Here is a 24627-nt window from a genome sequence, read left to right on the forward strand (position 1 = left end):
TTCTTCTTACAGTCCCGGCTTTTGCGGTGCCCAGGCGCCGCCGCACCCCCTGTGCCCGACCGGTTCACAGGGGGCTGTGCGGGTGCGGGCGTGCGGACGTCACGTGGGAGGGCGTGGTGGCTGGACGGAGTATCTGTCCGGCGGCCAGCTCGCGGTAGGTGGGGCTGGTGGTGAGCAGTTCCTCGTGACGTCCGCAGGCGACGGCGGTGCCCTTGTCCAGGACGATGATCCGGTCGGCGTGCTGGACTGTGGACAGGCGGTGCGCGATGACCAGGACGGCGCATTCTCGGGCCACGTCGCGCATCACGGCGGTGAGCGCGGTTTCGTTGACGGCGTCCAGGTGGGATGTCGGCTCGTCCAGCAGCAGGAGGGAGGGCCGGGCGAGGAGGGCGCGGGCCAGGGCGACTCTCTGGCGCTCGCCTCCGGAGAGGGTGCCGCCGCGTTCGCCGAGCATGCCGGACAGGCCGCCGGGCAGCCGTTCGGCGACGCCCGTGAGCTGGGCGAGTTCGACTACGCGCTGGACTTCGGCCTCGGAGGCGTTGGGTTCGGCGTAGGTGATGTTGTCCCGCAGTGAGCCGTGGACGACGTGGGTGTTCTGGTCGACGATCGCGATGCGCGACCGGCACTCCGCGCGGCTCAGCTCGGTGGCAGGCTGGCCGTCGAAGAGCAGGGCGCCGGAGTCCGGTTCGTAGAATCTGGCCACTAAGGCGAAGATTGTGCTTTTGCCCGCACCCGACCGGCCGACCAGAGCTGTCTGGCTCCGGTGAGGGGCGGTGAAGGAGATGCCGCGCAGCACAGGCCGGCTCGGGTCGTAGCCGAAACTGAGGTCCCGCAGGGCGAGGGCAGATTTCTCGTGCGAGAGGGTCTGCCGGGCCGGTTCCCGTGTACACGCCCGGGCCGGTGTCTGGGCCTGTGAGGGCTCTGCCGGCAGGGACAGCACCTGTTCGATGCGCTGGTAGGCGCCCATGCCGCGTTGGATCAGGCCGACCGCGCGGAAGACCGAGGACAGCGGCAGGACCAGATACGAGGCGAATAGCAGGAAGGCGACCAGGTCGCCGAGGGAGTTGGCGTCTGTGCTCACCCGTAGACCGCCGATGACCAGGACGATCAGGAAGGAGCCTTGGACGGCGAGTTCGACGGCCGGGCTCATCACGGAGGCGAGTTTCGCGGTCCGTACACCGGCGATGTACGCCGATTCGACGCATGCGCCGATGCGGGCAGCTTCACGGTCCTCCGCGCGGTGCACCCGGACCATCGGCAGGGCACCGAGCGCACGTTCCAGGTCGGCGGCGATCGCGCCGATGGAGGTTTGTATGCGTTCAGAGGCGACACGGATGCCCTTGAGCAGCGAGGCGACGATCACGGCGGCGACGGTCACGGTCGCCGCGACCAGGAGGAGCAGCAGTGGGTCGATCCACAGCATGAGGACGATCGCCCCGGCGGCGACGAGGGTGCCGGTCACCAGGTCGACCAGTGCCTGGGAGACCACTTCTCTGAGCAGGGTGGTGTCGGTGGTGACCCGGGAGATCAGGTCGCCGCTGCGGTGCTTGTCGTATTCCCGCATCTCCAGTCGGAGCAGCCGCCCCACCAGGTTGTGACGCAGCTGCCGTACGACGCCCTCCCCCATGCGCTCCAGAACGAAACGGCCCATCGCGCCCGTCGCCGCTTCGGTGACGAACAATGCGGCCAGGAGCAGCAGCAGGGGTCCCAGTACCTGTCCGCGTCCGCTCGCGTCCACGACCTGCTTCGCGACGAGCGGCTGAGCCAGGCCCAGGGCGGAGCCGACCAAAGTGAGCGCGGTGGCGATTAGGGCAGACGCGCGGTGCCCGTCCGTCAGCCGGTACATGGTGGCGACCGCGGTCTGTGTGGAGCGGTCATCTCCCGCCGCGGATTGTGCCTGCTTCACGACAGTGTCGGTCATCGGCCCGATCGGCTCACGGCGGCGACCGTGATGAGCCGGGTGAAGTAGTCGTCGGGTACGCCCTCGCCGATGGGGCGGCCGTCCGCCTCGATCCAGGCGTGCGCCGTGAACGGCGGTACTACGCGCACCCCGGTGCACCAGGTCGGCCAGCTCCCCGTCAGGCGGCACAGCAATGCGGCTGCCAGGGAACGGGGCAGGCAGCCCTTCGGCCCGGCGCACCGCAGGCTCACTGCACACATGGCGTCCCGCGCATTCTTGGCCTGTGCGGCCGTGGCCGGTCTGGCGCCGCGGCGGGCCAGGCCGAGCACGGCACGGATCCGGCGGGGCGGCAGCAAGGAGAGTACGAGCGCGGGTAAAAGGACGAGTCGGGCGGCCAGGCGCCGCGCGCTGGGGACGCCGGTGGGTCGCTCCAGTGCGCTGGGGGTCGTCATTCCACCAACCCCGAGGTCCACAACTGCTGGACGAGGGCATCGACGTCCTGCCTCGCCTGGGCGACGTCGATGTCGAACTCGTCGGCGACCGCGGCGACCGCGTCCGCTTCGTCACCGCCCGCCATCAGTGTCTTGACCACCAGGGTGGCAGTGGGATTCAACTCCCAGTACTGGCCGACATGTTCGTCGAGAAGGACCGTGCCGTAATCGGTCTCCGCCGCGGAGACGTTGGCGCCGAACCGCAATGCCATGGTGTGCGTACCTTTCCCGGGGTCGAGTTCAGAGAACGGTTTTAGTAACGGGCCTGCGCTTTAGGCTCAGTGGTGCGGTCCAGGCCGCGCAGCCAGACTTCGGCGGCGATGGTCGAGTAGAGGATCGCGTCGCGCAGCTCGGGTGTGGCCGGCCGTTGGGCGAGCCGGCGCAACGCGTTCCCGTCGACCAGGCCCAACTGCTCCAGCCGGGAGTCCTCCCACAGTGCCAGCAGATCAGCGCGGTGTTCGCGCAGCCCGTTGGAGGCGTCCATGGAGGCGGCGGCCTTGTTGGTGCGCCGCAGGCAGGCATCGGGCACGATGCCGCTCATCGCGGCGGTCAGGAGGGGTTTGTACTGCCAGGGCGTGACACGCTCGCTCGGGCGCACCGCCAGGCATGCCTCGATGACGCGGTCGTCGAGGAACGGCGATGCCATCGGCATGCCTGCCCGGGCGGCCATCCGGTCCCACTGGCGGATGATGCGTGTGCAGGAACGGATCTGGTCGAGGTCGGCGTGCAGGCCGCGGTCTGGGTGCAGCGGGACCGCGTTCGCCGCGGCCTCGCGCAGCGCCCGCTGGGCTGCCCGTTCGGCGTCGGGGGTCACCCAGTCGAAGAGGCGTGGGGGCATGCCCCAGCCGAGGCTGGTGCTGACCGTGGCAGGCAGCGGGTCGCGCAGGCGACCGCTGGAGTCGGCCAGCCACTTCCCGTACGGCCGCGAGTCGGCCAGTGCCCGTGCCGTGCCTCTCAGTGGCCACTGCCACAGGGCCCGGAAGCCGCGAAGCTGAGAGAGGGCGAACCGTGGGCGGGTGCGCAGCAGCCGGTGGTAGTACGCCTCGGAGCACCAGGCCACATGGTCGCCGCCGATACCGGTCAGGTGTAGGCGGCTGCCGCGCTCGGCCATGGCGGGCAGGTGGTGCAGGACTCGGGAGCGGTCCATGACGCCGATGGTCGGTTCGTCCAGCAGGTCGTCGATGCTGAGCAAGTCGTTGTAGACCAGTGGAGAGGCGTGGGCGTCCCAGACCACATGGTCGATGTCCGGCATTGACTGGGCGGCCTGTTCGGCCCAGTACAGATCAGTGTCGGCGGGATCGCGCCCCGGCCAGGTGCTGGCCACCACATGGGCCGGTGAACGGTCCGCCAGGAAGCAGATGGAGGTGGAATCCAGGCCGCCGGACAGGTCACTGCTGACCACGCCGCCCTGCCGGGTACGGGCATCGACCGCCGTGACCAGGGCTTCACGGACAAGGGGGGCGCCATCGGCGAGCGTGCGCAACGGCTCCGGCGGTGTCCACCAGCGCGAGTGGCGCACGGTCCGGCCGTCCGCCGCGATGATCAGCGCGTCCTGTGGGGACACGGCGGTAATGCCTCTCCACATGGGTGCTTCAGCGAGCGGATGGGGAACCGGCCACAGCAACCGGACGGCCAGTTGCTCCCCGTCCGGTTCAGCGCCTAGCGCGGCGGCGAGTACGTCGGCGCGGCTGGCAGCCACCTGCACGCCGTCAACGGGGGCGTGAAAGACCAGTCGGAGCCCGGACGCGGTGCCCTGCACCCTGAGCTGACCGTCGAGCGCGGCGACGAGATGGAAGCTGCCGGGTAGGGAGCGAGCCAGTGCGTCGAGCTCGGCAAGGTCACGAAGTCGGCCGGCACGGCGCTGAAGTTCGCCGGCATCGATCGGGCAGCAGCCGATGACAGCGAGACCAGTGCGGCCGGCATGTGCCGTGACGATCTCGTCGTCGTGCCAGTGGCCGACGAGCCAGGGACGGCCCGAGGCATGTGTGAGGGTCCGACTTCCGGGGCGGGAGAAGGGGCGGACCGCGGCGGCCGCGCTCTCACGGTCGGTGAAGACCGTGAAGTGCGCGTCGCCGGGGCCCGCCCCCGCACTCTCATGCTGTTCAGTCATGACGTCGAGTCAGAACCGTCGGTCGTCAGTTCTTGCTCAGGAGGAGCCGGTCGTTGCCGGAACGCTGCAGGAGCCCGGTCTTCTTCCGGAACGTCCCCAGCTTGGCGAGCGCCGGCGCTTCGTAAGCCTTCTTCATGACGTCTCCCTCACGTGCAGGTGTGCACGACCACCTCCCTGGTCGGCTGTGAACCGGAGGCCGGTTCACAGCCACCCCGCCCAGGGCTCATCGGAAGCCCGGAACAAGGAAGCGGGTGCACGCCATAGCTACCCGCATCAGCGGGTGCCGTGGCAAGACCACTAAAGAAAATCGGATCATACGTAAAGCGCAAATAGAGTCCGCCAACTGCACGGCTGGTCATGGGTTTCGGCCAGAAGACAACATCGGGCGAGCGGGGTGCTTTTGGGGACAGAGAAACGTTTCGACCTGCGCATCCCAAAGTCCCCAGCGGGCTTGTCGAGGGGTATACACCGACCGGAATCAGACGGAGCCGCCCGGGCGCACTCACTCTTACCGCCGTGCTTCTTTGCCGTGCTTACCTTGCCTGAATGGCTGGATGTAGCCGCCGATCTCTCTGACCTCGCCGGAAGAATTCAAGTCCAGTGAGACGGTCGTGACGCTATGAGGTTTGTGGTGTTGCTTCGCGGCGCTTGGCCGGGTCGTTGATCCAGGCGGTCTGGGGTATTGCGGGTGGTCGGGGGCGGCGGCCGAAGCGTTCGGGGTGACGGGTGTATGCCTCGGCGAGGGTGACGGCCCGCTGGTCGCGGACCTCCTCGGCGGTCCCGAAGTGGACGGAGGCCGGGGTGTGCCAGCCGATGCCCGAGTGCCGGTGTTCGTGGTTGTAGTACGCGATGAACGCGTCGAACCATTCGCGGGCGTGGGCCAGTGAAGCGAATCGCTCGGGGTAGTCGGACATGTACTTCGTGGTCTTGAACTGGGCCTCGCTGTATGGGTTGTCGTTGGAGACCTTCGGCCGCGAGTGGGACCGGGTGACACCCAGGTCGATCAGCAGCTGGGAGACCTTCTTGCTCGTCATCGAGGTGCCGCGATCCGCGTGCACGGTCTCGGGCACGATGCCGTTGAGGGTGATGGTCTCGCGGATCAGCTCCTCGGCCCGTGTCGCTGATTCGGCCGCTTCGACGGTGTGGCCGACGATGTACCGGCTGAAGATGTCGATGACGACGTAGGCGTGATACCAGACGCCCTTGACCGGTCCGGCCGCCTTGGTGATGTCCCAGGTGAACACCTGCGAGGGCCCGGTGGCGACCAGCTCGGGCACCGTCTTGGCGGGATGGGTGGCCTGCCGTCGGCGCTCGCCGCTCTGCCCCTGTTCGCGCAGGATCCGGTACATCGTCGAGATCGAGCAGCGATAGCGCCCGGCATCCAGCTCGCGGGCCCAGATCTGCGCGGGCGCAAGCTCGGCGTACTCGTCGCTGTTCATCAAGTCCAGGACTGCGGCCCGCTCTTCGTCCGACAGGGCCGACGGCTGCACCTGAGGGATACGTTCTTTGCGTGGTGGCGGGGGCCGAAGCCTGCGGTAGTGGGTGGCCCTGGACCGACCGGTCAGCCGGCAGGCGGCCCGTGATGCCCAGCTCAGCCTCGACGCCGGTGAACGCCTCGTCCACGACAGGGCCGGTGACAGGCTTCAGTCCGCGCTCTCGGAGATCATTTCCAAGAGCGCGGAAGCTTTTCCCATGACTTCCAGCGCGGCCTTGTTCCGGGCCAGTTCTTTCTCCAGCCGTTCCACCTGGCGGCGCAGCTTCTCGTTCTCTGTCTCGGCAGCCGGCTTCTTCGGCCGCGCCGGGCTGGTGCGATGGTCGACCAGCTTTTCCAGGGCACCGGCGTCCCGCGCGGCCCGCCACTCGGTGAGGTGCGAGTGGTACAGCCGCTCGCGGCGCAGGACCGCGCCCTTCTCATTCCTGGGCGCGGCATCGTACTCGGCGACGATCCGCAGCTTGTACTCCGGGCTGAAGGAGCGGCGCTTCGGCCTGGGGGCCGGGTCGGCTCCGGTGGGATTGGTGCTGGTCATGAGGGGGTGGTTCTCCTGTCGGTGCCCTCTCAGGCTAACCCGCCGAAGCGGAACGTCTCACCCAAGGCTGACAGAGAGGGCGCAGGCGATCCGGCGCTCCCTCCTCGCCGCCAAGGCGATCAGCAAGCCGTGTAGGCGGCGCAGCAGCGCGAGCATTCGTTTCTGCACCGTAAGCAGCCCCTTCCGGTCCATCACCTCGGGTTTCATCGGTATCTGAAGTGACTCCGTCTCCGCAGAATCGATACTTCCGAATATCCAGCGCCCGACTATCAGCCTCAATCATTCATAAGTCCTTGTCGGTTGAACGGGCCGGGATCACGGCGGGATGCTGTCGCTCGGCAGGTAGAACGCATTGCTCGCCCAGGACCAGCTCATGCGCAGGGGAAGGTGCGGGCAGCGGCGTCCGCTGTGGCCTGGTGGGCGCGGAACTGCTCCCGGACGAGGTCGATGACGGCGTCCAGGGGGAAGATGTCGCGGGTGACGAGTTGCTCGTCGTTGTCGGCTCCGACGGGGTGCCAGTACACGCCGTCGGCGGTGATGGTGACCTCTGGAATCAGGGTTTCCACCGTGAGTTCGAGGCCGTCGTCGGCGGCGCCCTGGTGGGCGAGGGGCCGGACCACTTGGTGCTGGTGTGGGATGCCGAGCGAGTCGAGGAAGGATCGAAGCTCGCGCTCCTCCTTGAGGTCGTCGGTGGTGAGGGTGGCTGCCACCCGTACGGTGAAACCCTCACCGAGTGCGGTGCGGATGCCGGCGACGGCTTTGGCCCAACTGCCTTTGCCCCGGTGGGTGTCGTGCAGGTCCGGGGTGGCGGAGTCGAGGCTGATCTGCAGGGTGAGGCGGTCGCGGGGCATGGCCTGGAGCATCTGGAGCCGGTGTCCGCGGAAAAGCATGCCATTGGTGAGGAGGGTGGTGGGCAGCGCGGCGGTGCAGTTGGCGACGATCTGGTCGAGGTCGGGGAGTATGAACGGTTCGCCGCCGGTGAGCAAGATCTCGGTGACTCCGGCGGCGGGTGCGGCCTCGGCGATCTCCCGTACCCGGTCCACGCCCAGTGCGCGTCGGTCCGCTTGGGGTGAGGATCGTGCGCAGCAGTAGTCGCAGGCGAGGTTGCAGTCGAAGTTGGTGTAGAGCCACAGGCGTGCGCCGGGGCGGCGGTCCGCGGGAAGTGCTGCCACTGGATCCGCCGGGCGTCCGCGCCGGACCGTGACGCTGCTGTCGTCGGCGGCCACCAGGGTGTTGCCGGTGCGGGCGCACCACGCGGCAGCCAGGTTCCGTTCGTCCGCCGAGTCAAGCGGCAGCGTGATGGTGTCTCCCTCCGCCATGGAGAGGACCTGCTCGACCAGTTCGAGGATCACCATCGTGGTGCGATGTCCTGTTCTTCGACGGCTTGGAAGAGGTCCGTGTAGCCGTCGAGTTCGGGGCGTACCCAGCGTCTGAGCCCTTCGAGTTCCAGGATGCGGCGGTGTTCGGGGTCGTCCCAGTCCATGGCCAGCAGGTGTGCTGTCCAGGGTTCGGTGCGTGCCGTGTCGAGGGTGTCGAGGGCGGTGAAGTTGCAGTGGCAGTAGGCGGGGCTGGTCCAGAAGGATTCCAGGGCGCCGGGCATGAGTTCGTCGCGTCCGATGGCCTCCCAGGTGGTGATGCCGATCGCGGCGGCGTCCGCGTCGCCGTCGAGTACGGCCCGGATGGCGTCCAGTTCGCTGCGGCCGGTGTCGCCGTGCTTGCCTAGATCGCTGTCGATGCGCAGGAGTTCGACTTCACCGTCGGTGATCCCCTCGCGGCGCAGATAGTGCAGCGGCAGGATCGCCGCCTGCGCGGAGTCCCGGCTGCCCAGCGCCAACCGTCGCCCCTTGAGGTCCCCCGGGCCGCGAAGTCCCGCACCAGCGCGGCAGACCAAATGGCTGCGGAATGCCAGATCGGTGTCGCGCATGGCGAGCGCCGTGGCGTGGCCGTCGGCCTGGAGGACGGTGCGTACCCAGGCCAGGTTGGTGTTCCAGGCGATGTCGATGGTGCCGGCCAGCAGAGCGTCGACCTGGCGGCCGTAGTTGGAGAACAGGACGAAGTCCATGCCGACGGGCGCTGTGCGGTAGTAGTCGCGGATGCCCTCCCAGATGGGCACGACGTTGGGGGTGTACGCCACCGCGCCTACCACCAGCGGTTCCGTCATGGTCTCCTCTTCCTGATGCTCGTGCTGTGCGGGGTCAGCCGAATACCGGCTGGCCGGTGATGGCCTTGCCGTAGAAGTCGTAGAGAACATCGGCGGTGGGGGCCATGACATGACCCGCGCGGGCGTCCCGGAAAGACCGCTCGATGCCCAGGTGCTGGGAGAATGCCGCGCCGCCGCACACCCGCATGGCGTCGTCCGTGACGGTCAGGGCGGTGTCGTTGGCCAGCGCCTTGACGCCGAGGACGTACAGCGGTGTGTCCTCGTCGGGTGCGGTGATGCTCGCCGCCGCCTGGTGGAGATAGGCGGTTGCGGCTGCGAGTTGCAGCGAGGTGCGGGCCAGCCGGGCGCGAATGGTGGGCAATTCGGCCAGGGTCTGGCCGGTGTGCTCAAGTCTGGCGCTGCTGGTGTGCCGCACGGCGGCCTTCAGGGCGGATCGGGCCAGGCCCAGGGAGACGGCCGCGTTGCCCAGGTTGAACCAGGGCATCACCGTCTCAGTCATCAGTGCGAACCCCGCGCCGGCCGGGCCCAGACGCGTGGTGTCCGCAGCCGTCACGTCGAAGCGCATCGGCGAGGAGGCGTTGCCTCGCAGCCCAAGGCCGCGGAACGAGCCGGTGACGCTCACGCCCGGCCGGCCCGCCTGGACGGCGTAGAGGTCGACGGCGCCCGGCTCGTCGGCCGACAGTACAGAGGTGACGTACAGCCCCGCATGGCCGGCGGAGGTGACCCAGCTCTTGTCCGCGGTGAACCGCACATCGTCGCCACCATTGTGCTTGGCCTGGGTGATCGGTGCCCAGAAGTGCGAGCGGGATCCGGGCTCACTGAACGCCAGGGTCGCCAAGGTCCGGCCGGTGGCCATTTCGGACGGGAGGGACGGGAGTCCGGGCGGTGGCGAGGCCAGCACCGTCATGGCACCGCAGATGTGCATCAGATAGATCATGGCGGTCGAACCGCAGACTTCCGCCAGTTCGGCCGTGACGTGGGCGAACTCCGGCGGGCCTGCGCCGAGCCCGCCCACCTGCTCAGGGAGGGGCAGGCCCATCAGGCCGGACGTGCCCAGAGCGGAAACCGCTTCGCTGGGGAACCGGCCGTCCGCGTCCACTGCGGGGGCGTGCTCCGCAGCAGTGGCCAGGACCGGCTTCAGCGTGCTGTCCATGTTCATGGGGAGTCGGGCCTTCCTGAGGAGGATGGGGACGGATCCGGGGCATCGCGGTGAGCCGCCGGGGCAAGGCCGAGGGCCAGCAAACCGACTGCGAACGCAAGGAGCAGGGCCACGGTCGAGCCGTCACCGCCGAGCAGGTTCGCATCCGTCCACCCGATCTGGACCAGCTGCAGGGCGGTAGCGGCGAGAAACCCGGTCCCGGCCAGGACGATCAGGGCCTGCACCCCGGAGAGCCCCGCGGCGACCGTCAGGCACGCCAGGATGAGCAGGACCAGCATTCCCGTACCGCCGAGCGTGACGATCCGCCACGGGGGCGCGTCCGAGATCCCCACTACGACGCTTGCCGCAGCTCCCAGCCCCAGGCCGGTAGCGGCCTTGGCGATCGCTGTCCGTGGTGCCTTCACCGAATGCCTCCTTCGCAACCCTTACGACGCGACCAGCAGTAGCCGTGACAGCAGTCCGTGGCGCTGCCGCCAGGCGGGGCGCAGCGCACCGTCCACTCCATAGGCACGGCCCGCAGCGGTGGCCAGGAGCGCCAGATGCGCGACGTACATGAGGAAGTACGACCAGAACCATTCGTGTGGGGTGTTCAAGACCGAGAAAGTGATCGCGGTCGTCTGCACCAGCCCCACGAGTGCCCAGAACCGGGTTGCCAGGCCCACCAGCAGGAACGCGCCCAGGCAAGCCTCTACGGCGAAGGCGCCCCAGGCGAACACCGCGAAATTCGGAATGATCACATGCTCGACCAACCACGCCCACGGAGCGAAAACCTCGTGCTCGACGCCGTTCAGCGTCCAGCGGTAGAGGTCCCGCGGTGGGCCTGAGTCCTTGCCGAAGGCCGGAGGATGCTTCCACGAGAGATTCTGAATCCACAGCAGGCCGACCGCGACGCGGCAGACTGCCAGCAGCAGACGGGACAACCGAGAAGAGCCCAGAGGCTCCTCTGCGCGACGTTTCGGGGACCCGTTGGGCACGTCCATGTTTGGCGACCTTTGACCTTGGACCGCGGACGGGGATTCGTCCGAAGCCGCACGTCCATCGACTCACGCCGACGCGTACCCCGCAAGCCGGACAGCCCTTACGAAAAAGGGGCGCCTTGGCCCAGGCGCCCCACAGCCGCCACTACAGGGTCCCGCTCTTGGGGAGTGGACGGCGGTGCGTCAGGGGTGGGTGCGTGGTCGGCCGCGGCGTCGGCGCATCAGCCCGCCGACGATCAGTAGGGCGAGGGCCGCGGCCACGGCGGGGACGCCGATCCAGGTCAGCGTTTCCGCCAGCCATCGCTGCACTTCGCCCGCCGCGTCGATCACCGGGTCGGTGTCCGGGCCGCCCCGCAGGAGGCGGATCTCGTACCAGCCGTAGTACGCCACATAGGCCCCTGCCAGGAGTAGCAGGGCGCCTCCCAGCCGTGAGGCGAAGGCTCCCAGCCGCCGGATGCCTGACACGCGGGCGGTGCGGGTCAGGGCTACGGAGAGCGCGGCCGCGCCGACGATGACGCCCATCCCGGCAGCGTACGCCGTGAACAGCACGATGCCCTCGGCCGTCGAACCGCCGCGGAAGGCGGAGACGACGATGGCGAGGAACGGTGCGATGGTGCAGCCCAGGGAGGCGATGGCGTAGGCGCCGCCGAACAGGGCCATGGAGGTCAGGGACCGGGTGACCCGGGGGGCACGGCGGAGTTTCGGCAGGAGCGGGGGCAGGGTGCGTCCGGCCAGCAGCCAGCCTCCGACGAGGACCAGCAGCAGTCCGAACACGATGGTGAACCAGGGCAGATGCTGCTGGATCTGGCCGGCGACCGGGGCGATGGCGAGGCCGAAGAGGGCGAAGACGCCGGCGAATCCGGCGGTCATGGCGGCGCTCGCCGTCAGTGCGCGGCCGACGGCGGAGGCCCTGCTGGGTGAGTCGTCGCCGATGATGAGCAGGGACAGGTACGCGGGGAGCAGTGCGAAACCGCAGGGGTTGACGGCGGCGAGCATGCCCGCGGTCAGCGCCAGGGCGATGGGGAGGTCGGACACCGGTCAGCCGACGAGTCCGTCGAGCTTGTCGGAGAGCCCCTTGCCGCCCGGCAACACACCGGTGAAGACGGTCTTCCCGTCCTTGTCGAGCACGATGTAGGTGCTCTGCTCGGTGATCTCGAACTTCTTCCAGATGGTGCCCGGCTCGTCGGACAGGTTCGGGAAGCCGTCGATCTTGGTGGAGGAGACGAACTTCTTCATGGCTTCCGGCTGGTCAAGACCAGCCACCCCGACGACGTTGACTTTCCCCTTGAACTCGGCCGCGACTTTCGCCGTCTCCGGTCCCTGGGCCTTGCACTTGGGGCACCACGGAGCCCAGAACCACAACACCGCGGGCTTACCGGCGAGCGTCGCGCCGTCGAACGGCTCCCCGTCGAGGGTGGTCCCGGTGAAGCGCAGCGCCTCGGGAACTGCCCCCGAAGGACTGCTGTCCGCCGAGGCGGGAGCGGAGGCCGTGGCTGTGGTGGAGCCGTCCGTGCCCGCATCATCGGGCGAGGTGGACCTGCCGCCGGAGCCGCAGCCGGTCACCGTGAGCAGGCCGGCGGCCAGGACGGCTGGGAAGAACGAGCGGGCACGCATGTCTGCTCCTGATGTTTGGTATGGGCCCTGAATGTAGATCGGTCGGCCCAGTGGATGGTGCTGTGGTGTTCTTACGATTCCGTGACGTCAGCCCGCCTGGTCCTTCAGCCGATCGGTGTCGAGGACGGTGCTGCGGCCTCTGGCGAGTCGGATCAGACCTTGGCCGACGTACTCGCGCAGGATCGTTGGCTGTGGCTTCAGGGGGGGGCCGGCCAGGGCTGCGACCTGATGATGGGTGAGGGCGATCTGTGGGCTGCGGGTGCCGAGCACACGGGGCCGAGCCGGCGTGGTGCGGCGAGGACGCCTCGGCGTTCGTAGAAACGCAGGGTCTCCCACAGTGACACCGGCGGCTTCGGCGACCTCACCTATGCGCATGCTTCCAGTGTGCACGTCGGGCACTTGACCCTGAAGCGGGGTACGGGGTGCATCATCGCCAGATGATCGTGGAACTGCGCTCCGTACCCGACTGCCCTCATTTGCCGGCCACTCGCGCGCTGCTGCGCTCCTGCCTGGCTGAGCTGGGGCTGCCGCTGTCGTTCACCGAAGTCGTCGGGGAGTACCGTTCCCCGACCGTCCTTGTCGAAGGCGTGGATGTGATGGGCGGCGCGGGGGAGGAGCAAGCGGCGTGCCGGCTCGATCTTCCTACCCGTCAAGACATCCAGGCCGCATTGTGTGCCGCAATGGCCGACCGCGTGCCACCACGCTGCAGGGACTTCGGGGTCTCGGCCGTGCCCGCCGAGTCGCAATGCGGCACGGGGCCTGATGACGCGATCCGGGCTGATCGCCCGGAGCGCGCAGCTCAGCTGCCTGAAGGGCTGCGTCAGGTGTACCGCGGCGTGCTCGGGTATTTCGCCGCGACCGGGGGTGCTCCGGCGGCCGCGGATCTGGCGGCGCTGTCCCAGTCTGCCGGTTTGGATCCCGCTACGGCGCTGCAGGAGCTTGCCGCGGTTGATCTGGTGGCGGTCGATGGCGACGGACAGCTTGTCGCCGCATACCCCTTCTCCCCGTCCCCGACACAGCATGAGGTGCGGTGGGCCGAAGCCGGGGGCTACGCGATGTGCGCCATCGACGCCCTCGGCATGCCGTACATGCTGGGCGTGGACGCCACGATCAGTTCCATGGATCCGCAGACCTTGCAGTCGGTCACCGTCACGGTCACCGACGGCGTCGCCGAGTTCATCCCCGCGAGCACAGTGGTGGTGTACGCGGCCACTGGCCAGGTCGGTCGTTCTGTTGATTCCTGCCGCTCCTCCATCAACTTCTTCACTGCCGCGGCAAGTGCGGCGGCGTGGATCGCAGAGCATCCGCAGGTGACCGCCACCGTGCTTGACCAGCCCACCGCGGTGGAGCTCGGCCGCGACATTTTCGGCCCCCTTCTCGCATAGCCGGGATCGGCTCGCCGCACTTACTGCAAGTGGCAATTGTCTGGCTCCGACGGATTCGCCAGTTCGGCACCTGATCGGCTCGCCCCTTCGAGGAGCTCAACGTCTCGGCCGTCCGAAGGACTGTTGCGGACCTGCGGCTGCCTCGTCCGCGCCCTCATCCCGTCTGCACCTTTGAGGCTGCGGCTTGCTCGCCGCCGAATACTGCGATCGCGCCGGAACCTTCCCCCGGAGCACGGAGGAGTCGATGGCGCAGTTCTGTGGCAGCCAGCAGTGAGACCCACCGGAGACCGCCGAGAGCCATGGTGGGGATGCGTGAACGGGTAAGACGGCCGCCGTCCGTACTGCTTTGGCCGCCAATGGCCGGACGGCGACTGTCGACTGCGCCGGTCAGGGGCGCAGGAGGTGACGTACCGCGACAATGGCCTGCATCGCGGCCGCGGGACGCAGCAGCGCCGGCCGGGGCCGCGCCGCCATCGTGCCCCGGGCAACACTGGCGGCTGTCACTGCGGCAACTGGCACCACCCATGCGGTGCTCGCTGCGACGCGGACGGTTCGGCTGGGTTCGTGCCGCAGCACCAGCCAGGTCCAGAACCCGGCGTCGGCGAAAGAGTTCGGCGTAGTCGCCGAACGGGGAGACGGTCCCCTGGCGGCGGGCGAGGTGGCCGTCGGCCAGATCCGAGGCGATCGCCACCACGCCGGACCAGCGACCCGACCCCGTGGCCAGCGCGGGGAGGTTGCCGCGGACCAGTGTCAGCACGTCGGCGAGATCGGATACGGGCACGCTGGCCGGCCTTTCTTCGGGCGCGAGTCGTCGTGCTCACGTTAGACGGCCGACCTGTGGGCGGAAGGTGAGCGCGATCGCCGACAGCCGTGGCTGCGGGCCGTAGCGTCGTGCCCCGGACGGCACGTGGAGCGGACGGAAGGACGAACGTGGGTATGGCGATGGTCAGACGGCTGGCGATGGTGACGGTGGCGGGTGGCGGTGTTGCGGCCGGGTATGTGGGGCTGGTGACCGGGGCATTGCCGCTCGACCTGGGTGTGGGCCGGCGGACCCGTTCCCTGGGGCCGCAGGTGATCGACATCAGCGCGCCTCGGGACGTGGTCTTCGATGTGATCGCCCAGCCTTACCTCGGGCGAGTCACCCGGGCGATGCGGGAGAAGGTGCAGGAACTGGAGCGGGCCGCCGACATGGTGCTCGCCGCGCACTTCACCCCTGTAGCAGGCGGGCGGCTGACCGCAACGACGGCAGAGACGGTGCGGTTCACCGCGGTTCACCCGCCCCGATCGGGTCGACCTCCGCCTCGTGCGCGGGCCGGTGCCTACCGTCGTCGAGTCCTTCCACCTCATCGAGCAAGGATGGGGTTCGCGGCTGGAGTACCGGGGTGAGCTGGGCACCGACGGGTGGGCGCTGGGAGAACGCTGGGGCCGTCTGGTCGCCGCACAGTGGGAGAAGACGGTCGCGGGCTCGCTCCGGTCGGTCAAGGAGGAAGCGGAGCGGCGCGCACTCCTGCGGTGACGTGCCGCACGCCCGCGGCGGCCCACCAAGCGGTTGGCCCGGCCCTGCACGCACCGGGCAGGGCCCACTGTCACTTCACGCGCTTCCTGCCGGCGACCAGTTTGGTGATGTACTTTTCGCCATCTGCGTACGCGAGGTCGTGGGTGTAGTTCTCGGAGACGTACTGGCGTCGGCCGGTTTCTTTGTCAGTGACGAGCACGCGGAACCCCAGGGCGCTGCACCCGCGCCTGAACGGGACGCCGACGCCCATCAGGCCCTCTGCCACATCAACGGCGAAACGATCGCGGCTCACCGGGCCGGCCACCGCGCGCTCCCGGCTGCGGCTGGTCCCGAATCTGAACGGTCCGATGCGGATGGTGCGTCGCATGACGCCTCCCTGCGGGTATAAGCCGATTCTACGCGCGATCAGCGGGTACCGGGTGTCTGGTGTCTGCCGATCCCGGTGGGCATCCTCCGGCCGACACGCACCACGAGCGGGCACGCCCCTCTGTTCCGAGGCATCCCGCCAGCAGGCTCGGCGGCAGCACCCCGTGTTGCTCATGGTCGCTCGGATGAGGTGCCTGTTCGGTGACCGGCCTAACAGTTCTCGGCCCAATCCGGGCGTAGCGCGTCCACACAATGATGCTGCGGAGCGTGCTGGGCGCGCTGTACACGGCGATGGCTCTCGGCCAGCTCGTCTCCTTCGGGCAGATGCCCGCGATTCTGGCCGCGTACGGGCTGGTGGACGGCGCCGCCGCGACCGCGCTAGCGGTGATCTTGATCGCGGGCGAGCTGGGGTGCGGTATCTGGTTCCTGGCCCGCCCGCGATCGAAGGCATTCGCCCCGGTGTGGGTCTGCACAGCCGTCTCGGTGATGTGGACCGCGTTGGCGGCGCAGGCATACGCCCGCGGCCTTGCTGTCGCGAACCGCGGCTGTTTCGGGGTCTACCTGTCCCAGCCGTTGTCCTGGATCGTGCTGGTCCAGGACGCGCTGACCCTCCTGTACGCGGCCGCGTTGCTGCGTGCCGCCCGCCGGGCCCGGACCGACCCCGATCAGGCCCGAACCCGCACCGGGGTGGCCCACGACGATGACCATGTGAAGATGCGATGACAACGGACGAGACGGCACCGGCCACGGACCAGGCAGCGCCGACACCGGCGACACCGGTCAAGCGGGACCGTGACGAAGTGTTCATCGAGTTCACCAAGTCGAGCTGCCCGATCTGCAAGACCCCGGTCGACGCGCAGGTCAACATTTGCGAGGGGAAGGTCTACCTGCGTAAACGCTGCAGGGAGCACGGCCCCTTCGAGGTGCCAATCCCCCGCGAACGTGGAGACTTCCTCTATGCGGCCAGCCCCGGGGTGAGGCCGGTGCGGTGCTCGTGTTCGCAGTCGTTCGGGCTCTTGAAGCTGCAAATGCTGTGGAGCCGACGGGTGTTGCAGAAGTCGGTGATCCAGGTATCGATCTTGAGGCGGGCCTCGGCCCGGGTGGTGAAGGTGTGCCGATGGACGTACCCGATCTTCAGCAGGCTGTTGAACGCCTCGCTCACGTCGTTGCCGAAACAAGATCCGACTCTGCCCATGGACTGAAAAACCCCCAGCTCGCGGCAAGTCCGGCCAAACTTTAGAGACGTATATTCGGCGAGTTCAACCGATCGATGCAACACCGGGTTGTTGTAGTGAGCGTAGTTGCTCTTCGAAGACTTCGGCGGGGGTCTTCCAGCCGAGGATCTTGCGGGGCCGATTGTTGAGTGCGTACGCGACGGCTTCGAGGTCTTCGGCGGACCACCGGGAGAGGTCTGTGCCTTTCGGGAAGTACTGTCGCAGAAGCCCGTTGGTGTTCTCGTTCGTCGGTCGCTGCCAGGGTGAGTGCGGGTCAGCGAAGAACACCCGCGTCCCGCTCTCCATGGCGAACTGGGCGTGGCCGGAGAGTTCCTTCCCGCGGTCCCAGGTGAGGGTCTTGCGTAGTTGCCCGGGCAACTTGGTCATCGACTTTGTCAGTGCCGCGTTCATCGCGACGGCCCCGTATCCGCCGAGCGACGGCCCGTTCTTCACATAGGGTTTCTCGTCCCAGCCGTCCAGCCGTGGCAGATGGACCAGGAGCGTGGACCTGCTGCTGCGCTCGACGAGCGTGCCGATCGCGGATCTGCCCGTCCCGATGATCAGGTCGCCCTCCCAATGGCCGGGGACAGCACGGTCGCCGGCCTCGGCCGGGCGCTCGCTCAGAACGACGTCAGCGGTGACGTGGCCCTGCGGCTTGTTCCTGGACCGCGCCCATGGCTCCCGTAGCGCACGGCCCGTGCGCAGACACGTGACCAGCTCGCGCTTGAGCGCACCTCGGCCCTCGATGAACAGCGACTGGTAGATCGCCTCGTGGCTGATGTGCATGGAATCATCATCAGGGAAGTCGACCCGCAGCCGACAGGCGATCTGCTCCGGGCTCCATGCTGTTGACCACCGCCTGTCCTGGCGATGGGGTTTGTTCAGGCCCTTCCACGGCGGCGTCGCGGGACCTGGAACGATCGTGCCGTCGGGCCGACGGACGTCACCGGCGAGCCGGTCCTGCACATACTCACGCAAACTGTCGTTGTCCACGAGCTTCGCCGTCTTGGGGCGTTTCGCGGCCTGCTGCGCTTTCCACTGGGCCACCACAGCGCGGTAGGCCGGCTTGCCGCCCCTGGTCGCGGCGTTGCGACGCAGCTCGCGAGAGATCGTTCCCGGGTCGCGCCCGATCGTGCGGGCGATCTCACGCACGCCCTTGTCCTGAGCCTTGAGCAGTGCGATCTCCTCGCGTTCGGCGAACGACGGGTAGCGGCCCAAGGGCTCGTCCAGACTCAGCGGCGCCATCCCGCCAGCGTGTCGAAACCATCGAATCCCGACCGGTGCCGACCCGCCGACCCCCTCGGCGGCCTGGACAGAGGTGATCCCAGATGCGATCAGACGCCAGAACTCCCGTTGCACAGCACGCGAAGGCTCAGGCCGGCCCGGTGAACGCATCGGCGGCCGCATCGCTTTGTCCGCGGCCCACTGCCGCCGCGCACCCGATGGCACCTCCGGCAGCTGCTTCCTCGGTAGTCCCATCACACACCTCCGTGATCAGAAGGTGTTGCGACGACCAGTTGAATTCGCCTTCCGACCCGCGGCCGCTATGAAAAATGACGCCGCGGACGTCCCCGCCGCAGGTGGCCGCGGCCATGTTCAGCGCGGCGACGAACAGGCCCGCATCATGCTGGGCGGCCATCGCGTAGCCGAGCAGGCGGCGTGAGAACAGGTCGATGACGGTGGCGAGGCAGAGCTTGCCCTCGCCGGTCGCAATCTCGGTCATATCGCCCGCCCGGACGAGATCCGGCTGTTCGGCGGTGAAGTCGCGATTCACGAAGTCCGGGGCGGCCGACCGCTTGCCCTGCCTGGTCAGCCCCCTCCATGTTTCACCACCCGGGCGACGAGGCCGAGTTCCGCCATGAGCCTGGCCACAGTGTTCACCGAGATCCGCCAGCCCTCGCGAACCAGCAGGATGAAGATCTTCGGCGATCCATAGGTGCCGCCGGACTCCTTGAAAATCTCCTCGACCTCCCCTTCGAGGCGCGCGGGGTCCGTGGCCTGGAGTGGCCCGGTGTGGCTGAGTTCACGACATGCCGGCCGTGCGGTGCAGCGTGAACCAGAACGTCGGGACCGGGTTCGTGCCGGGTGTCACGTCGGCCAACTGCCACCCAGTGAACCTGGCGCTGAGTTCGTCGGCGGTGACGCCGGAGATCGGGTCGTCGAACGCCTCGGGCCCGTAGCCGAACATCAGCAGTCGTGCGCCGGGGGCGGCACGCTTCGTGAGGCCGGCGGCGTAGGCGTCGCGGCGGTGTGGTGGAATCCCGCAGTAGCAGCTCAGGTCGAAGAACAGGTCGTACGGGCCGGGCACGCCCACCTCGTCAAGTCGGGTGGCGTCCCCGCACAGCACCGTGGCGTCCGCTCCAGCCGCGGCCGCCTTCTCCCTCGCCTGCCGGACCGCGCGGTCGACCAGGTCGACGGCCGTCACCCGCCAGCCGTGCCGGGCCAGGTATACCGCGTTGGTCCCGGTGCCGCAGCCGAGTTCGAGGGCCCGGCCAGGCATCGGCGCGCCGGGCCCTTCCACCAGGGCCACCAGCTCGGGCGGCGTGACGCCGCTGTCCCACGGCGGCTCGCCGTTCCGGTAGTAGTCCTCCAACATGCGGCGCACGGCCGCCTCCTGGTCGAGCTCCGCAGCCGTCCGAGTCTCACTCATCGCCACCCCTCCAACAAGCTAGAGTCCATCTCTAATGACTAACTCTAGAGATAGACTCCAGTCATGGATGCAGTCAAGGGATCCGACGGAAACGTCAAGCGCCCCGACAAGCGGGCCGAGCGCTCGCGGCGCACCCGCGAGAAGATCGTCGCGGCGGCGCGGGACCTGTTCGTCGCGCAGGGGTACGGCGTGACAAGTCTTCAGGAGGTTGCGGATCGCGCGGGTGTGGCCGTCCAGACCGTGTACTTCGTGTTCCGCAACAAGCGCACGCTGTTCAAGGACGTCGTTGACACGTCCATCGCGGGCGACGTCGAACCAGTCGCCACGATTGACCGGGACTGGTTCCGCGCCGCGTGCGCCGAGCCCACCGCAGCCGGGCAACTGCGCGCCCATGTGCGGGGTGTACGCGACATCCTGGGCCGCGTCGCCCCGATCGTGCCGTTGATCGCGGCTGCCGCGGCCACGGACCCGGAGATCGCCGCGCAGTGGCCCGCCGACCCCGACCCGCGCTACACCGTCCAGCACGCCGCAGCGAGGGCACTGACCTCCAAGCCCGACGCCCGCCCCGACATCGGCACCGCCCGCGCCGCCGACCTGCTGTACGGGCTCCTCAGCCCCGAGCTGTACCTGATCTTTGTACGCAACCGGGGCTGGTCCCCCGACGCCTGGGAGGAGTGGGCCTGCGCGGCCCTGACTGCCCACCTCTGCACTGACCACGACTAGGCCACTGCCCCTTCGGTGGCCTCCGCCGAAGCAACGTCCACGGTCGGCTGCTGCTGGACGCCCTCGCGCGGGCGGAGCGGAAGGTCTTCACCCCGCCCGCGCCGAATTCCGCAAAGGCACAGGTGAAATTCCTCCTCACGCGTACGAAGGAGTCGGCGAAGGATCTGGCGGAGCCTCTGGGCATCTCCCGCCGCACGGTGGAGCCGCTACCGCGCCGGGAAGCTGACGAAGCCCCAGAAGCGCCTCCAGGCCGCCTTGGTGGAGGAGACCGAATCCGAGTGGCAACCTCATATCAGGGCACAGGCACGCGAGCGGGCGTCCACCTCCAGCGGCATGATGGTGAACATCACGGCGTACTTCGGATTCGACTGCAAGGACAGCTCGGACGACGGCCGCGAGCGCAGCATCACCACGCCGATCTCACCCACCTACGCGAAGTAGATCCTCGAACTCCAGGAGGCCGGTGCGACGGAGGAAGATCTGCATCCGATCGTCGCTGAGGCCATCACCGAGTCGCCTTTCACGGAATGGGGCACCCGCGCCGCTGGCCGACGTGCGGACTTCGGCCTGAGGCGATGGCCCGAAGACGCCGGGCGGCGGGCCTAATGGGGAATCCTGGGGTGGCCGGTGTACTTCGTCGTGCTCCGTCATGGTCTTCCCTGTGTGTAGTCTGCGGGACGCCGTCGCGTGGGGCGGAATCCTTGTGCCTGGGCGCCGTTGGTCGTCGATGGCAGGAACAGGCTTTGGCCGCAGTGCTGTTCGATTACTGTGGGATCATTCTGAAAGTGACGACACGTCAGGCGTCGCTGGTTTCTGGAAATTCAGTCGGAAGCCAGTCGCTGTAAACGCCCTGGTCGCGCAGCTCTTGGTGCAGGCTGAACGGGGCCGCCGGGCACCTCACCCGTCGGATGGACCGTCGCACAGCTCGTGGTTGGGCTGCGCGACGAGCCGCCACGCAGATCGTCTCCGAAAGCGTGGTCGAGTGGCACGGTCCGACACCCTCCGGCCGCTTCCGTGACCTCGGCGACCTCCTGCTCATCAGCCAGCACGAGACGATCGACGCCAGCGCGGCCCACCACGCCGTCCACACCGAGCGGCACTCCGCCCGCGCCGGTGTGGGCGCCGAACTACACCTGCCCGACAGTTTTGAGATGCTCCACGCGACTTGGCGCAGCGGCTACAGCAGGGCCGCGCCACCGGTCTGGAGAAGGAATGGGACGCCGTCGTCCAGGGACCGACCGTTCACTGGAACTCCGGCCCCGTCGAAGGCCGTGTCAACCACATCAAGATGATCAAGCGGCTGGTGGAGCGGGGCTGGCTGGACGAGGGCGCCCCGGCTTGCTCACACCGGGCCGACGCCGGAATAGCGTTTCGCCCAACCCGTGCTGACAGCAGGGATCTTCCGCCTACATTCGAAGGTGGGTGTGGCTCCTTTGGAGGGACCCTCCCACCTACGGATTCAAAGTTGCGAGAAGATCTATCCGGGTTGGTTGGATCCCCGGTCCGACCTGCAGATCGAGGAGACGGTGATCTCCGCCCCGACGATTTCGGCCACCTGCAACGACGTCTTGACCGCCAGCGAACGTGCGCATGATCGAGTTGGCGAACCCACCGGGCGTGTCCGCGGCTCTGTCGGTCGGTCAGCGCGCCGCGGCGAAGGCGGCTTCGAGGCGCGGAACGTAGTCGGTGAAGGCGGGGGCCCAGCAGCCGTAGTTGTGGCCGCCGTTGCAGCTCGGGGCCAGTGATGCGCCGTTGCCGTAGTTGACAAGGCGGCTGGGGATGCCGAGTTGGTCCAGGCGGGCCTTGACGGTCTTGGAGGCCGCCTCGGTGTGAACGTCGATGATGTCGTTGTTACCGGTGTAAACGGTGATGCCGGTGCCGGACAGCTTGGCGAGGTTGGCCGGCGCGGCCGGATCGACCGCCTTCCATACACGGTCGGCGTTGAAGACCGGGTACGGCGAGCCGAAGATCGCGTCGCTGTCGACATAGGGGCCGTAGCCGGTGCACTGGCCGGAGCCCGACGAGCTGGACGAGCTGCTCACCGCGCACCAGGCGCCCGTGAGGTTGAGCTCAGTGGCCAGGACGGCCGCGCGGATCTGCGGCATGCCGAAGTCGATGCCTCCCGACAGCGCGGCGACGTGACCGAACAGGTCGGGCCGACCCTCGGCGTAGTGGAGGGAGCCGTAGCCGCCCATGGACAGTCCGACCACGGCCCGGTGTGCCCGGTCGGTGCGGGTACGGAGGCCGGCATCGATGAACGGGACCACCTGGTCGAGGTGGAAGGTCTCCCAGTTCGCGGCCCCTTCCGCCGTGTTCTGCATCAGCCAGTCGGCGTACCAGCCCTTCAGCCCGCCGTCCGGCACCACGGTGATCATCGAGTCCGAATGCAGTGCCGGAGCCGCCGCGACGTCGTCCACAGTGCCGCCGCCGCCGTGCAGGAAGTACGTGACCGGCCAGCGCCGGTCGGGAGCAGCGTCGTATCCGGCGGGAAGGAGGATGCGGATCTTGTGCTTCCCGGAGAGCTGCTTCGTGGTGACCGTGATCGTGAAGTCGGTAGGGCTGTGCACCTCGGTGGCCCCCGGGACCACCGTCAGACCGTAGCCGTCGGTGAAGGCGGGGACGGCGGAGGCGGAGGCGGCGGAGGCGGAGGGCGCGGCAGTCGGTGCGTCGGCGTGCGCCGTGCCGGTGCCCGTCAAGGCTGCGAGCGTGAAGGCCGCGCCGACCGTGGTGAAGCGGAGAAACGTCATCGGGTACCCGTCGTCGAGGGATGCGCGCGGCAGGGTGAGTCGCCGCGGACCGGACGCCCCGATGTTGGTCTCCCGTACCGTCCGACGAACAGGCCGTACGACCGGCCATTTGTGACCGGTCGATACCCGAGGCCCCGCGTGTCCGTGCCACCGCCGCGGCTGGCCGGTCTCACGCCCCCACGTCAGGAGGCGCCGGCCCCTGGGGGCGGGAAGCCGGGGCGGCCGCCGTGGGCGGCGTCCTGCGGGGCGGCGAGGTGTCCGTGCTCCTTGGCCCAGGCGCGGGCGCGGGCGTGTTGGAGCATGCGGGCGGGTGAAGTCGTCGTCCGGAATTCTCCACAGCACGCCCAGGATGTCGAGACTGCTGTGTTGGACGGCGTCGGATCCGATCCGGTCCTGATGCCCGACTGGAAGCTCATCGGCGCAGCCGACACTCAGCGCAGGAAGCGAAACAAGCAGCGCGGCCCGAACCGTCGTGGATGAGCACCGCCTCAACGCCGGTTGCCGTCGGCAGTGTCGATATCGGTGACTGTTCATCGTCCCCCGTAGACCACGTACACCGCGTACGGGATCAGGATCGCCGGCAGGGTCAGCAGGCGTGGCTTGAGGGGGCGTCCGGCGTGCCGGGGGCGCAGGACGTCGAAGAGGAGGAGCAGGAGGAGGAGGAGGCTGTCGATCAAGATCAGGGCGACCAGGGCGAAGCCGTTGTTCTCGATCTGGTCGTAGGTGCAGCCGTCGAGGTCGCGGCGGCTCAGGTCGGCGTACTCGCAATGGCCGTGGGCGATGTACCAGCGCGTGCAGAGGACGGCGAGGGCCGTGGGGACACCAATCAGGAGGTGAACCAGGAGCGGCGTCAGCGGCGCAGGGCGGTACGCATCCGGCCATCTCACCAGGGCGGGGTCGGCCAGGCTGTGACGGAAGCCACTCCTCCGGTCACAGGGCTGTCACAGCAGCCGCAGTGTTCGGCCAACGTGCCACCTGGGCCTCATCGCAAGGACCGGCCTCGACTTCCAACCGCCGCAACCGCAGCATTTGAACCTTTGTGGCTCGTCTCGGATCGTCGGCCGGGTCATGGACGAGTCTCCGGTGTGGGCCGGGAGTTGAGTTCGGTCCGGGCCCAGCGAGGCTTTGCCAAACGGTCCACCACTTGTTCTTCCTGGGCAGTTAGTTTCAGGGCATCCATTGATCTTTACGTGCGGGCCCGTTTCGGCATGACCAAGCAGGTCCGTGAATAGGGGGCGTCATGAGTGCGGTCGACCTTGTGGAGACGGCGGCCGGTCTGCCGGAGTCGTGGAGTTCTCGCAGGCTGGGCCTGGTGGGGGCGGCCTGCGTGAAGCTACTGCGCATGGACGAGCTGCCGGTCGAGGAGGAGAGCCATGATGCCGCCGAGGCCCTGCTGGTCCTCGACGGCCGGCTGGAGCTGGAGGTGGACGGCCTGCCGGTGACGGTGCGGGCGGGCGAGCTGTTCATGGTGGCGGCGGGGGCGGCACACGCGGTCCGCCCCGGAAGCCGGGGCACGTTGGTAATCGTGGAACTGCCGGAAGGGTAGCGGCCCTTCCGGCGGCATTGGCCGGGTGTCTGGTCCCGGTG

The 24627-nt window shown here is 68.4% G+C and carries 27 protein-coding genes and 2 pseudogenes; 7 read left to right on the forward strand and 22 right to left on the reverse strand.

Translation table 11 applies throughout. The annotated features are described in order from the left end of the window. Positions 1-64: 64 nt before the first annotated feature. The 14 genes from ACLLJJ_RS00335 to ACLLJJ_RS00400 all read right to left on the reverse strand — a co-directional run bounded on the left by ACLLJJ_RS00335 (position 65) and on the right by ACLLJJ_RS00400 (position 12439). A complete protein-coding gene (locus ACLLJJ_RS00335; RefSeq protein WP_434587186.1) occupies positions 65-1921 on the reverse strand; it encodes an ABC transporter ATP-binding protein in 1857 nt (618 codons plus the stop codon). Beyond that, positions 1918-2352: a lasso peptide biosynthesis B2 protein gene (locus ACLLJJ_RS00340; RefSeq protein ID WP_434587187.1), complete on the reverse strand. Its 435-nt coding sequence runs from the start codon at positions 2350-2352 to the stop codon at positions 1918-1920. The genes ACLLJJ_RS00335 and ACLLJJ_RS00340 overlap by 4 nt, the downstream gene beginning before the upstream one ends. After that, positions 2349-2603 (reverse strand): lasso peptide biosynthesis PqqD family chaperone, encoded by a 255-nt coding sequence (locus ACLLJJ_RS00345; protein WP_434587189.1) that lies wholly within the window; start codon positions 2601-2603, stop codon positions 2349-2351. The genes ACLLJJ_RS00340 and ACLLJJ_RS00345 overlap by 4 nt, the downstream gene beginning before the upstream one ends. A gap of 41 nt (positions 2604-2644) precedes the next feature. Next, positions 2645-4501 (reverse strand): lasso peptide isopeptide bond-forming cyclase, encoded by a 1857-nt coding sequence (locus ACLLJJ_RS00350; protein WP_434587191.1) that lies wholly within the window; start codon positions 4499-4501, stop codon positions 2645-2647. A gap of 25 nt (positions 4502-4526) precedes the next feature. Further along, entirely contained in the window at positions 4527-4637 is a 111-nt protein-coding gene (locus ACLLJJ_RS00355) for a keywimysin-related RiPP (RefSeq protein WP_434587193.1), read from the reverse strand. Between the two features lie 481 nt (positions 4638-5118). Further along, complete coding sequence (locus tag ACLLJJ_RS00360; RefSeq protein ID WP_434600252.1) at positions 5119-6141, reverse strand: IS3 family transposase; 1023 nt, start codon at positions 6139-6141, stop codon at positions 5119-5121. Positions 6142-6144: 3 nt separating this feature from the next. After that, positions 6145-6528 carry a hypothetical protein gene (locus tag ACLLJJ_RS00365; protein ID WP_434587195.1) on the reverse strand — a complete coding sequence of 128 codons (384 nt, stop codon included), beginning with the start codon at positions 6526-6528 and terminating at the stop codon, positions 6145-6147. A gap of 371 nt (positions 6529-6899) precedes the next feature. After that, a complete protein-coding gene (locus ACLLJJ_RS00370; RefSeq protein ID WP_434587197.1) occupies positions 6900-7883 on the reverse strand; it encodes an Rv1681 family radical SAM protein in 984 nt (327 codons plus the stop codon). After that, positions 7877-8689 (reverse strand): Rv1680 family SBP-like protein, encoded by an 813-nt coding sequence (locus tag ACLLJJ_RS00375; RefSeq protein WP_434587199.1) that lies wholly within the window; start codon positions 8687-8689, stop codon positions 7877-7879. The genes ACLLJJ_RS00370 and ACLLJJ_RS00375 overlap by 7 nt, the downstream gene beginning before the upstream one ends. A gap of 34 nt (positions 8690-8723) precedes the next feature. Then, on the reverse strand, positions 8724-9848 hold the full coding sequence (gene fadE16 / locus ACLLJJ_RS00380) for an Rv1679 family acyl-CoA dehydrogenase (protein WP_434587201.1): 1125 nt from the start codon (positions 9846-9848) through the stop codon (positions 8724-8726). Then, positions 9845-10252, reverse strand: coding sequence for an Rv1678 family membrane protein (locus tag ACLLJJ_RS00385; RefSeq protein ID WP_434587203.1), 408 nt, complete (start codon positions 10250-10252; stop codon positions 9845-9847). Before ACLLJJ_RS00385 ends, fadE16 begins: the two co-directional genes overlap by 4 nt. Before the next feature lie 21 nt (positions 10253-10273). Beyond that, a complete protein-coding gene (locus ACLLJJ_RS00390) occupies positions 10274-10768 on the reverse strand; it encodes a TQO small subunit DoxD (protein WP_326437162.1) in 495 nt (164 codons plus the stop codon). 240 nt (positions 10769-11008) lie between these two features. Further along, on the reverse strand, positions 11009-11860 hold the full coding sequence (locus ACLLJJ_RS00395) for a cytochrome c biogenesis CcdA family protein (RefSeq protein WP_434587205.1): 852 nt from the start codon (positions 11858-11860) through the stop codon (positions 11009-11011). Between the two features lie 3 nt (positions 11861-11863). Next, complete coding sequence (locus ACLLJJ_RS00400; RefSeq protein ID WP_434587207.1) at positions 11864-12439, reverse strand: redoxin domain-containing protein; 576 nt, start codon at positions 12437-12439, stop codon at positions 11864-11866. Positions 12440-12876: 437 nt separating this feature from the next. On the opposite strand from ACLLJJ_RS00400, the gene merB reads away from it, so the two are divergent. Beyond that, positions 12877-13824, forward strand: coding sequence for an organomercurial lyase (gene merB, locus ACLLJJ_RS00405; RefSeq protein ID WP_434587209.1), 948 nt, complete (start codon positions 12877-12879; stop codon positions 13822-13824). 1315 nt (positions 13825-15139) lie between these two features. Next, positions 15140-15340, forward strand: coding sequence for a hypothetical protein (locus ACLLJJ_RS00410; protein WP_434587211.1), 201 nt, complete (start codon positions 15140-15142; stop codon positions 15338-15340). Positions 15341-15410: 70 nt separating this feature from the next. Here the strand turns inward: ACLLJJ_RS00410 and ACLLJJ_RS00415 are convergent, their stop codons facing one another. Next, positions 15411-15707, reverse strand: coding sequence for a hypothetical protein (locus tag ACLLJJ_RS00415; protein WP_434587213.1), 297 nt, complete (start codon positions 15705-15707; stop codon positions 15411-15413). Positions 15708-15973: 266 nt separating this feature from the next. Here ACLLJJ_RS00415 and ACLLJJ_RS00420 point away from each other — a divergent pair, with 266 nt between their 5' ends. Continuing rightward, positions 15974-16429: a MauE/DoxX family redox-associated membrane protein gene (locus tag ACLLJJ_RS00420; protein ID WP_434587215.1), complete on the forward strand. Its 456-nt coding sequence runs from the start codon at positions 15974-15976 to the stop codon at positions 16427-16429. After that, positions 16426-16578, forward strand: a pseudogene (locus ACLLJJ_RS00425) (hypothetical protein); the annotation flags it as partial. The gene ACLLJJ_RS00420 and the pseudogene ACLLJJ_RS00425, both read left to right, overlap by 4 nt. An 83-nt stretch (positions 16579-16661) precedes the next feature. On the opposite strand, the gene ACLLJJ_RS00430 reads toward ACLLJJ_RS00425, so the two are convergent. The 5 genes and pseudogenes from ACLLJJ_RS00430 to ACLLJJ_RS00450 all read right to left on the reverse strand — a co-directional run bounded on the left by ACLLJJ_RS00430 (position 16662) and on the right by ACLLJJ_RS00450 (position 19570). Further along, complete coding sequence (locus ACLLJJ_RS00430; protein ID WP_434600253.1) at positions 16662-16985, reverse strand: integrase core domain-containing protein; 324 nt, start codon at positions 16983-16985, stop codon at positions 16662-16664. Beyond that, positions 16966-18327, reverse strand: a complete 1362-nt coding sequence (locus ACLLJJ_RS00435) for an IS30 family transposase (protein WP_434587217.1) — start codon at positions 18325-18327, stop codon at positions 16966-16968. The genes ACLLJJ_RS00430 and ACLLJJ_RS00435 overlap by 20 nt, the downstream gene beginning before the upstream one ends. After that, positions 18293-18694, reverse strand: coding sequence for a DDE-type integrase/transposase/recombinase (locus tag ACLLJJ_RS00440; RefSeq protein WP_434587218.1), 402 nt, complete (start codon positions 18692-18694; stop codon positions 18293-18295). Before ACLLJJ_RS00440 ends, ACLLJJ_RS00435 begins: the two co-directional genes overlap by 35 nt. Positions 18695-18729: 35 nt before the next feature. Next, positions 18730-18891, reverse strand: a pseudogene (locus ACLLJJ_RS00445) (IS3 family transposase); the annotation flags it as partial. 52 nt (positions 18892-18943) lie between these two features. Further along, on the reverse strand, positions 18944-19570 hold the full coding sequence (locus tag ACLLJJ_RS00450) for a class I SAM-dependent methyltransferase (protein ID WP_434587219.1): 627 nt from the start codon (positions 19568-19570) through the stop codon (positions 18944-18946). A 63-nt stretch (positions 19571-19633) separates the two neighbouring features. On the opposite strand from ACLLJJ_RS00450, the gene ACLLJJ_RS00455 reads away from it, so the two are divergent. Continuing rightward, entirely contained in the window at positions 19634-20293 is a 660-nt protein-coding gene (locus ACLLJJ_RS00455) for a TetR/AcrR family transcriptional regulator (protein ID WP_434587220.1), read from the forward strand. A gap of 258 nt (positions 20294-20551) precedes the next feature. Continuing rightward, positions 20552-20734, forward strand: coding sequence for a hypothetical protein (locus tag ACLLJJ_RS00460; protein ID WP_434587221.1), 183 nt, complete (start codon positions 20552-20554; stop codon positions 20732-20734). A 1199-nt stretch (positions 20735-21933) separates the two neighbouring features. On the opposite strand, the gene ACLLJJ_RS00465 is transcribed toward ACLLJJ_RS00460, so the two are convergent. Both ACLLJJ_RS00465 and ACLLJJ_RS00470 read right to left on the reverse strand, forming a co-directional pair. Next, the gene (locus tag ACLLJJ_RS00465) at positions 21934-23040 is read right to left on the reverse strand and encodes an alpha/beta hydrolase (protein WP_434587224.1); all 1107 of its coding nucleotides are present in this window, start codon (positions 23038-23040) and stop codon (positions 21934-21936) included. Between the two features lie 530 nt (positions 23041-23570). Further along, the gene (locus tag ACLLJJ_RS00470) at positions 23571-23927 is read right to left on the reverse strand and encodes a hypothetical protein (RefSeq protein WP_434587226.1); all 357 of its coding nucleotides are present in this window, start codon (positions 23925-23927) and stop codon (positions 23571-23573) included. Between the two features lie 353 nt (positions 23928-24280). Here ACLLJJ_RS00470 and ACLLJJ_RS00475 point away from each other — a divergent pair, with 353 nt between their 5' ends. After that, complete coding sequence (locus tag ACLLJJ_RS00475; protein ID WP_434587228.1) at positions 24281-24586, forward strand: cupin domain-containing protein; 306 nt, start codon at positions 24281-24283, stop codon at positions 24584-24586. Positions 24587-24627 lie beyond the last annotated feature (41 nt).

Origin of the sequence: Streptomyces sp. A5-4 (genome assembly GCF_051131715.1) — a bacterium.
Taxonomy (GTDB): domain Bacteria; phylum Actinomycetota; class Actinomycetes; order Streptomycetales; family Streptomycetaceae; genus Streptomyces.

Bases quoted from the DNA above. Each gene is read 5' to 3' on its own strand.
- ACLLJJ_RS00335 (WP_434587186.1), bottom strand. From the start codon at position 1,921: ATGACCGACACTGTCGTGAAGCAGGCACAATCCGCGGCGGGAGATGAC.
- ACLLJJ_RS00340 (WP_434587187.1), bottom strand. From the start codon at position 2,352: ATGACGACCCCCAGCGCACTGGAGCGACCCACCGGCGTCCCCAGCGCG.
- ACLLJJ_RS00345 (WP_434587189.1), bottom strand. From the start codon at position 2,603: ATGGCATTGCGGTTCGGCGCCAACGTCTCCGCGGCGGAGACCGATTAC.
- ACLLJJ_RS00350 (WP_434587191.1), bottom strand. From the start codon at position 4,501: ATGACTGAACAGCATGAGAGTGCGGGGGCGGGCCCCGGCGACGCGCAC.
- ACLLJJ_RS00355 (WP_434587193.1), bottom strand. From the start codon at position 4,637: ATGAAGAAGGCTTACGAAGCGCCGGCGCTCGCCAAGCTGGGGACGTTC.
- ACLLJJ_RS00365 (WP_434587195.1), bottom strand. From the start codon at position 6,528: ATGACCAGCACCAATCCCACCGGAGCCGACCCGGCCCCCAGGCCGAAG.
- ACLLJJ_RS00370 (WP_434587197.1), bottom strand. From the start codon at position 7,883: ATGGTGATCCTCGAACTGGTCGAGCAGGTCCTCTCCATGGCGGAGGGA.
- ACLLJJ_RS00375 (WP_434587199.1), bottom strand. From the start codon at position 8,689: ATGACGGAACCGCTGGTGGTAGGCGCGGTGGCGTACACCCCCAACGTC.
- fadE16 (WP_434587201.1), bottom strand. From the start codon at position 9,848: ATGAACATGGACAGCACGCTGAAGCCGGTCCTGGCCACTGCTGCGGAG.
- ACLLJJ_RS00400 (WP_434587207.1), bottom strand. From the start codon at position 12,439: ATGCGTGCCCGCTCGTTCTTCCCAGCCGTCCTGGCCGCCGGCCTGCTC.
- merB (WP_434587209.1), top strand. From the start codon at position 12,877: ATGATCGTGGAACTGCGCTCCGTACCCGACTGCCCTCATTTGCCGGCC.
- ACLLJJ_RS00415 (WP_434587213.1), bottom strand. From the start codon at position 15,707: ATGCGACGCACCATCCGCATCGGACCGTTCAGATTCGGGACCAGCCGC.
- ACLLJJ_RS00435 (WP_434587217.1), bottom strand. From the start codon at position 18,327: ATGCGGCCGCCGATGCGTTCACCGGGCCGGCCTGAGCCTTCGCGTGCT.
- ACLLJJ_RS00450 (WP_434587219.1), bottom strand. From the start codon at position 19,570: ATGAGTGAGACTCGGACGGCTGCGGAGCTCGACCAGGAGGCGGCCGTG.
- ACLLJJ_RS00455 (WP_434587220.1), top strand. From the start codon at position 19,634: ATGGATGCAGTCAAGGGATCCGACGGAAACGTCAAGCGCCCCGACAAG.
- ACLLJJ_RS00465 (WP_434587224.1), bottom strand. From the start codon at position 23,040: ATGACGTTTCTCCGCTTCACCACGGTCGGCGCGGCCTTCACGCTCGCA.
- ACLLJJ_RS00475 (WP_434587228.1), top strand. From the start codon at position 24,281: ATGAGTGCGGTCGACCTTGTGGAGACGGCGGCCGGTCTGCCGGAGTCG.